Annotated in this window: 5 protein-coding genes; 3 read left to right on the plus strand and 2 right to left on the minus strand. The window is 52.7% G+C overall.

Annotated features, from left to right (window positions below; translation table 11 throughout):
• Window positions 1-740 precede the first annotated feature (740 nt).
• A complete protein-coding gene (locus Q3981_RS09720; RefSeq protein WP_303125743.1) occupies window positions 741-1802 on the plus strand; it encodes a GDSL-type esterase/lipase family protein in 1062 nt (353 codons plus the stop codon).
• A 309-nt stretch (window positions 1803-2111) separates the two neighbouring features.
• The gene (locus Q3981_RS09725) at window positions 2112-3791 is read left to right on the plus strand and encodes an AMP-binding protein (protein WP_303125746.1); all 1680 of its coding nucleotides are present in this window, start codon (window positions 2112-2114) and stop codon (window positions 3789-3791) included.
• A gap of 163 nt (window positions 3792-3954) precedes the next feature.
• On the opposite strand, the gene Q3981_RS09730 is transcribed toward Q3981_RS09725, so the two are convergent.
• On the minus strand, window positions 3955-4812 hold the full coding sequence (locus tag Q3981_RS09730) for a 3-hydroxyacyl-CoA dehydrogenase NAD-binding domain-containing protein (protein ID WP_303125749.1): 858 nt from the start codon (window positions 4810-4812) through the stop codon (window positions 3955-3957).
• Between the two features lie 232 nt (window positions 4813-5044).
• Here Q3981_RS09730 and Q3981_RS09735 point away from each other — a divergent pair, with 232 nt between their 5' ends.
• Window positions 5045-6739, plus strand: coding sequence for an AMP-binding protein (locus tag Q3981_RS09735; RefSeq protein ID WP_303125751.1), 1695 nt, complete (start codon window positions 5045-5047; stop codon window positions 6737-6739).
• A gap of 18 nt (window positions 6740-6757) precedes the next feature.
• Here the strand turns inward: Q3981_RS09735 and Q3981_RS09740 are convergent.
• Window positions 6758-8250, minus strand: a 1493-nt coding sequence (locus Q3981_RS09740) for an adenylate/guanylate cyclase domain-containing protein (RefSeq protein WP_303125753.1), incomplete at its 5' end; no start/stop codon positions are given.

The following is an 8250-nucleotide window of genomic DNA, read 5'->3' on the forward strand; positions in this document are numbered from 1 at the left end:
CGACGAAGTAGGCCTTGCGGTCTTTGATGTCGCTAGACACTTCAGGCCGCGTTTCGATGTATTTGCCCATGTCATTTTGGACGAAACGATTGCCAAACTGATCGGTGGGGTACGTGGACTGATAGATGCTCATCTATATCCTTCCGGTGGAGTCTTTGCCAAGATGTAATCGCTCAGTTTTGGGAAAGCCCTGCGTATTCGAAATCCAACCAGAAAGTTAATAGGTAGTAAAGCGAAAACTGTTACATCCTAGGCGACAAGTGCAGAAGAGTGACCTCTAAAGCCTCTCTCGCGCAATACCCTTCTCCGGGGGTGTATGGCTCTCAAGTTTTCGGTAACTCTGTGGGGAGTGTGTTGACCAGATAGCACGGGCCTGGAGAGAAAATAATAAGTTTATAACTAGCTTTATCTTCTACGGGCGTGAATTTACCCCTTTTTGAACGAGGCTAACACGTGTGATAAAAATCACTATTTTCTTTGTTGGTAGAAGCTTGTAGACCTGGGGTGGGTGTGCAGTTTGTCTGCAGTCCCCCGCGAATTTGCTGGTGTCCATCCTACAGTGAGGGGGCAATGTTTATGCGGGACTCGCGTAGGAAGCCTCAGTGTTATCGCGCGCTAGCGTTGGCTTTGTTCTTGTTGCTGTGTAACAATCATTCAAAACGAAGCGAATTCACAGGCGACCGTCAGGTTTGGTCACCGGCAGGAACCCGCCTAGGAAGTTAGTAACGAGGACGGTATAGATGAGCAAAAAGGCTCGTATTTTCGCTAAAATTGCTGCCCCGGCTGTGGGGTGTGCAGTTTTGGTCGGCGCAGGTAGCTTAGTTTCAGCAGGTCCTTTTAGCAGCGATGGCCGCGAGTTGCCGACGGTTGATCTTCAAGCAGCTTTGAACGTCGACCAGGCAATTCCGGGCAAAGCTCCTGAAAACGTTCAGCCTGGAAACATGGTTACGATTGGTGACTCCATCTTTGCGAACCCCAAGGTAGGGGACGCGGCCTTAAATTCCGCGGCCTCATCAAACCCAGACAACCAGTTCTTGCAGCGGTTGGTAAGTACAGATCCGAATATCAATCCACGGGGATGTGCGCAGGGAACACCGAGCCTGCCGAAAGAGATGGCTGCCCAACTCGGAGTACCTCTTAACGATTACTCGTGTGCCGCGGCTACTGTCTATACCCCTCGGCCCGGAAATCAGTTGATGGATCAAGTTGATCACGCCATTGCTGATGGTGCTCTCAATCCAGGTACAAAGTACGTAGCCATCCAGGGCGGATACAACGATGTCTACAACAATTATCAGAAACTGAGTGGCGAGAATCTCCCAGACCAGGCAATTGCTGAACGTCTTGGAACAACCACGCAGAAAACTGATTTTGAGCGTGCTATCGACCCGATCGTAGCGAAGGTTAAAGAGCATGCGCCGAATGCGAATATCAAGTTCGTCGGATATCACGAAATAACTGAAGATCGTCCTGGCGGTTGGCAGTGCCTCTATCACCTTGGTGATGGGCGAGGTCAAGATAACAAGTGGGACATCAGCTTCGCCTTCCCGGTCTACTGGGACACTCAGGGAGAGATTAACTCCAATAAGTGGATGCAAGAAGCTGCCCAACGTCATGGTGTCGGCTACATTGACACGCGTACCTTCTCGAAGGGGCATGGGGAATGTGCATCGCCTCAGGACCGCTGGGTTGGTGGAGTTTTGCTTGATAACACGACTGGTGATTTCAACCTGTCATTGCATTTAACGGACCAGGGTGTCAATGCAATTGGTGGCTTCGCCGCTAATGAGTTCAGGAAATAGAAAGAGGAAATAGTGCTGTTTTTTACTCACCTGCCCGCGGGGTACGAAGCTACGCTCCAGCCAGTGAATGATTTTTTCAACTCTGCCTCCGCTAACTTTGACAACTTCGTTACGTGGGTTCTAGACACCTACAATGCGACTGCTCCCGCGATCCTGGAAGCTATGTCGCAACGGTAACAATGTATGACGACGTTAAGTGCGTCTATTCCTAATTGGCGCCACATCCTATCGGGCGGTGGCGCCAATTTTGTGCCAAAAAATTAGTTTTTTGATCAAATCTAATCTTCTCGAAGCATGAGGGGACCTTCTATGCCCAAATACACGTTTGAAACTCGAGTCGACCGCGTACTTTCCCGCCAGGAGATCTTTAAGCAGCTCATGTTGTTGCTAAAGAGGTCGAGGGAAAAGAAGTTCGCCGTAACTCAAGGTTTTGGAGATATCAAAGCCGATTTAAAAAATCTGAAGCGTTGGGGTGGCCTTGAAGGTTTCATCATTGCTCGTGGAGCGAGACAAGTCCCAGACCGGTTGGCCTTGATCGATGACGACGGCCAATTAACCTACAAGGAGCTATATGACCAGACTCAACGCCTTGCCAAGGCGCTCCGTGCACGCGGGATAGGCGACAATGCGAATGTCGCGGTATTAGCTTTAAATGGGAGAGGGGCTATTCTTCCTTTAAGTGCTCGCCAGATGGCTGGTTATAACATCTTCATGATTAACGCCAATGCCTCAGCCCGACAAATCGAAGAGTATTTGGAGTTCCACGATATTGACCTTTTGATAGTCGATGAAGAATTCCTAGATGTCGTCACCGAAGAAGCAAGGAAGCGGCAGATTATTCTCGCGCATCTCGAATCTGAAGGGGAAAAAGAATTTCCAACCTTGCAAGGAATAATCGATTCTGCGCCTGTTGATGATAGGCTTCCCGACAAACCACATAAGGGAATGCACGTTGTGATGACATCTGGTACGACCGGCACACCGAAGGGCGTTGTTCGTCGGCCGCTCAATTCCCCTCAAGGATTCGCATCGGTTGCTGACGCTATGCCGCTTGAACGTGGGATGACAGTACTCCTAACTGCTGTCCTTTTTCATGCTTATGGCTGGGCGTACATGGGTTTCGCCTTCTTTACTCAATCTACAGTCGTAGCCCGTCGCCACTTTTCCGGAGAACAAGTTATAAATGACCTCCAAAAGTATCGGGTTACAATGTGGGTGTCCGCGGCTACCCGCATCCGCGAAGTCATTGCTTACATGGATGATAACGGAATAAACCGCTATGAAGGCCTTAAAATTATTACCAATTCAGGTAGTCCGCTCATCCCCTACGAAATTAAGAAATCAGCCGAAAAATTCGGACCAGTCTTGTATTCGATGTACGGTAGCAGCGAGACCTCGGCTGTTGCTGTCGCACCTGCTGCTGATCTGGTTAAAGATCCAGAATTGACGGGTAAGATTTACCCCGGCTGTGTTGTCAAAATCTTCGACGAGGATGGTAATGAGCTTCCTGAAGGACGGGAAGGGCTTGTTGCGATATCCTGTTTTGATCTCTTTGCTGGATACACCGATCCGTCTATTGAGATCCCGGAGCTAAATGGTTACTGGCCGATGAACGACCGAGGGATGGTGAAAGACGGCCGACTCTATGTCTACGGACGTGCTGATGACCTCGTGATTACTCAGTATGGAGAAAAGATATATCCGATTGAGATTGAGGAATCTCTCATCAAAATGAACGGTGTGGCGGATGTTCATGTCCACGCGGGGGAAGATAAGAAAACTGGACAAGCTTTACGTGCATTCATAATTAGAGATGAGAACGCTGACTCTGACATCACTGCTGAGCAGATACGCAACTGGGTTGAGAAAGATTTAACGAAAGCTCATGTTCCTCGGGATGTCGTCTTTGTTAATGAATTCACGTATTCTCCAACCGGGAAAGTGATTAAGCGTGAACTTCCTCACTATGGTGAACTGTACACTGACTAGTCTAAGAACCTAGAGGCTAAAGCTAAAACTTGCCCCCACGGATACCAAAACCGTGGGGGGCTTAACGTCTTTCTGATCGCGAAATATACTGGGGTCTTGCTAAAATCTGATAGCGAAGAAGACCGAGCGACTAAGTTCCGCTATAGGATAGCGGGTTAGCTGGTTAGCTGTAGTCGTAAAAGCCTTTTCCGTTCTCGACCCCGAGACGACCTTTCTCGAGATAATTTTTAAAAATGAAGCCCGCTAGTTCCTTTGAACCAGGAACGTCATGTTTCGCTTCTGCCGATAACACAGCGTAAACGGTTCTAAGTCCAATTATATCGATAGTATGAAACGGCCCTTCGGAGCCCATAACGGTCTCCCATACCGTGTCAACTGACTCTGGTTCGGCAACTCCCTCTGCGGCTAAGGTCAGGCCTGAGCGGATGAAAGGAATTAGGACGGAGTTTAAGAGATAACCAGGGTGTTCACGGTTCAACCGAACGGGTTTTAAGCCTACTTCTTTAGCGAAAGTTTCCATCTCTGCAAGTGCGTTGGCAGATGTATCGGCATGAGGCATTATCTCTGCCACATTACGGGTCCATATCTCATTTGCCAGATGAACTGCTACGAAGATAGACGGATCATTGAAGCAATCCGTGAAATAACTAGGGAGGAAAGTAGATGAATTTGTTGCCACGATTGTGGCTGGATTTAGGCCTTTCTGTATTCCCGTAAAGAACCCATGCTTTATTTCCTGATCCTCGGGTAGACATTCGAATATTAGATCTGTATTCGAGACTGCAGTTTCGATATCGTCTACGCATTCGATATTGCCGAGTGCTTTATCAACATCTGGTGTCTCATAATCAGTTTGTGTCTTATATACCTCAGCGAACCGGCCGAGGCGTGTTTTTGTTCGGTCAATTGCTTCTGCGCTGTGGGTGTAGACAGTAACTTTTTTTCCGTTTAGTGCGAACTGTAGGGCAGACTGGGTTCCGAGTGTACCCCCACCCGCGATAAGGATTCGTTTTATCGACATGATTTCCTTCCGTGCAGGAGTTTGATCGATGAAGAGTATTTTTAAAATTAGAGGTGATTTTGTTTATCGATGGTGGCCTCTCTCACGATATGTTGTAGTGGATATTCTACGGTGAGGGTACTTGGATGACTGTTTAATTAACGCCGTAGAAAAGTGTACTCAGTACCTGTTGAACTATATAATATCCCGATCGACCTTGTTTATGTTGAAAAACCGTTTTGGGGATCAGTATATGCCAAATTTCACGCTTACTCCTCGGATTAACCATGGAGCACCTGCGAAAATCAAACTTCAGCAGTTTGGCTACTTTTTGCGTATCCTCAAGGACCTTGAGGTTCTTGAGCCCATGGGCCCTGGCGATATCGTCGCCGCAGCGAAGAGTTTCTACCGCTGGGGAGCGCTAGAAACAACGATGCTATCCATGGCCGCGCGGATGAACCCGGACCGACTTGGGCTCGTTGATGATGACGGCGAACTCACCTACGCCGAGTTCTGGGAGCGCACTACCCGCCTGGCGCTGGCGCTCCAGGCCCGGGGAGTGAAAGCCGGCACCAACGTCGCCGTCCTAGCCCGCAACGGCAGAGCAGCCATACTTCCTCTCACATGCCGCCACATGCTGGGCTTCAACATTTTTATGGTTAATGCGAACACGTCGGCAAAGCAGCTCGAGCACGTGCTGGCATTCAACCACATTGATGTCTTCATCCTTGACGATGAATTCCTCCCCATGCTCGCCGATGATGCCGCGGAAAAATACGACATCATTCTTGGCCACGTCGATAATCCCGATAATGCCGAGCGTTACGAGACTATGGATGGCATCATTAGCCAGGCTCGAGTAACCGATTCGCTACCCACCCGGCCGAAACGTGGCTTCCACGTTGTGATGACGTCGGGAACCACCGGAATGCCCAAGGGCGTTATTCGCGGGGCGTTTAAGTCACCCCAGGGTGCGGCACCATTAGTATCGGGGATTCCGTGGAAGCGCGGTCTCACTGTTATCCTCACCAGTGTTCTTTTCCACGACTACGGGTGGGCCAACCTCGTCTTATCCTTGTTTACGCAATCCACCATCATTGCTCGGCGGGGCTTCGCTCCGGAAGAAACACTGCGCGACATCCAGCACTACAACGCCACGGCGATGTGCTCGGCTGCCTCGCGCCTGCGTTCCATCGTCTCCTATATGGATAACGAAGGAATCGACCACGTTGATGGGCTTCGGTTTATCGTTTCGGCTGGTAGCCCCTTGGCTGCTCATGAGATCGAAAAGACCAACGAGAAGTTCGGCGGCCCAGAAGCGAAACCCGTCCTCTGTAACCTCTACGGAAGTTCGGAATCTGGCCCGATCGCCGTTGCGCGACCCGAAGAGCTCGCCGCAGATACCGCACTCAGTGGCCGCATCTACCCCGGTGAAATCGTCGACATCCGTGATGAGGACGGCAACCTGGTCCCCGAGGGTGAAATCGGCATCATTTGGGTTGCTGCGTACGACCTCTTTGCCGGATACACCGACCAGGACATCGACATTCCCACGATCAACGGTGCGATCTGTATGCACGACCGCGGCTACATCACCGACGGCAACATGCTCCATGTGCTCGGCCGTGGGGATGACCTCATCATTACCCAGTTCGCCGAAAAGATCTTCCCGATCGAGATTGAAAACGCCCTGGTTTCGCACTCGAGGATTCATGACTCCTATGTTCACGGTGTTGAGGATGACCAGTATGGTCAGGCCATTCGTGCCTACATCATTAGGGAAGAGGGCACGGATCCGATTACTCCGGATGAAGTCCGCGAGCACGTTGTGAATGAGCTCTCCGAAGGACACCGCCCGCGCGACGTCTTCTTCGTTGATGAATTCCCGCGAAACCCCATGGGCAAAGTGATCCGGAAGAAGCTTCCTGGGTGCTCCACCGTGGAGTAGGGCGTTACGGTTCTAGCGTTACCTCTCCGAACGGTCAGCCAGCGTCGGGCGAATAGGCCGTGCCAACTGAGTCATCTCCTTGCGCCCGCGCAGCTCCACTGACTTCAGCACGGTCCACCGCGCCTGCTCCGCCTCATTCGCGCGCCGCAGCGTCGCAGCAGAGGTCAAAACACGACCGGGAGTGTCTTTAGCCAAATCCGTCAGCCGAGCCGCCTGGTTCACAGCGTCGCCGATCACCGTGTACTCAAAGCGGTCATGGGCACCGATGTGACCAGCCACAACGTGCCCGGCGGCCACGCCAATACCCGACTGCAGACGCAAACCGCGCAGCTCCGCCCGGAGCTCGCGCGCCGCCGCCAACGCGTGGCCAGCGATGTCGTCAAGTGGCAGCGGAGCCCCGAAAACCGCCAGCGCCGCGTCGCCCTCGAACTTGTTGATAATCCCGCGGTGCTTGTGCACGATCTCCACGACGCGATCAAAGTACTGGTTGAGCGTCTCCACAACCTCCTCCGGAGGGTGGTTCACTGCGAATGTCGTGGAACCAATCACGTCGACGAACAGCACCGCAACCAGGCGATCCTCGCCGCCCAACACCGGATTTTCCTCCATCGCCTGGCGCGCGACCTCGATGCCCACGTACTGGCCGAACACATCGCGCACGCGCTGTCGGTCACGCAAACCGCGCATCATTTCGTTGAAGCCGGCCTGCAGAACACCGATCTCCGAGCCGTCGTAAATCGGGACGTCGGTATCCGTCTCGCCGCGACGCACGCGGAGGATAGCGTCCTGAAGCTCGTCGATGGGGTCCGCGATACTCATCGAGAGCAGCGCAGCACCGGCCCAGCCCGTCACCAACGACGTCACCGCCAGCGCCACCACCGCGGGCATCAGACTCGCCGCGTCGCTGGAGAAAAACCCCTGGCGAGCGCCCACTGCCAAGAGCACGATTCCCACCACGGGGATGGCCGTCGTCGTTACCCATACTTGGCGGATACGCCCACTAATCGACGGCTCCAGGAAAGTACGATCCGCGTTCACCGTCAGGGCGGCGATCGCGATCGGGCGAACGCGACGCTCCGCAATGAAATACGTGAGCATCGTGACCAGCGCACCGCCCAGAAGAGCCGTCACGCACACCGACACAGCGAGGCTCGCAGAACGAGTAGCGGCCACCGCCGTGAAGATCACCACACCAATGAGCCACAGAGCCGCGCCCAGGAATGCCTGGAAAGCGGGGATGCGCAGCACCAAATGGCGGATCATGATCGGGTCGAAGCGGTCAGGGTGGCGCTGCCACCTGAGTACCGACTGAAAGAGGAAAACAGTACAGCCGATGCCCGCCACGACGGCAGCGACGAAGTAGACCGCGTAAAGCACGCCCACTGAACTGGAAAAATCCGTGAGATCGTCGCGCTCTTCCAGCGGCAACAAGAACCGGAGGAAAGCGCCCACCGCCAGCGCGCCGACCACATTAGCCAGAAGCACCAATGCCGCATACAAAGGCCACGACG

Origin of the sequence: Corynebacterium sp., from assembly GCF_030530965.1 — a bacterium.
GTDB lineage: Bacteria > Actinomycetota > Actinomycetes > Mycobacteriales > Mycobacteriaceae > Corynebacterium.

Coding starts and splice junctions, on each gene's coding strand:
- Q3981_RS09720 (WP_303125743.1), top strand. CDS start 741: ATGAGCAAAAAGGCTCGTATTTTCGCTAAAATTGCTGCCCCGGCTGTG.
- Q3981_RS09735 (WP_303125751.1), top strand. CDS start 5,045: ATGCCAAATTTCACGCTTACTCCTCGGATTAACCATGGAGCACCTGCG.
- Q3981_RS09730 (WP_303125749.1), bottom strand. CDS start 4,812: ATGTCGATAAAACGAATCCTTATCGCGGGTGGGGGTACACTCGGAACC.
- Q3981_RS09725 (WP_303125746.1), top strand. CDS start 2,112: ATGCCCAAATACACGTTTGAAACTCGAGTCGACCGCGTACTTTCCCGC.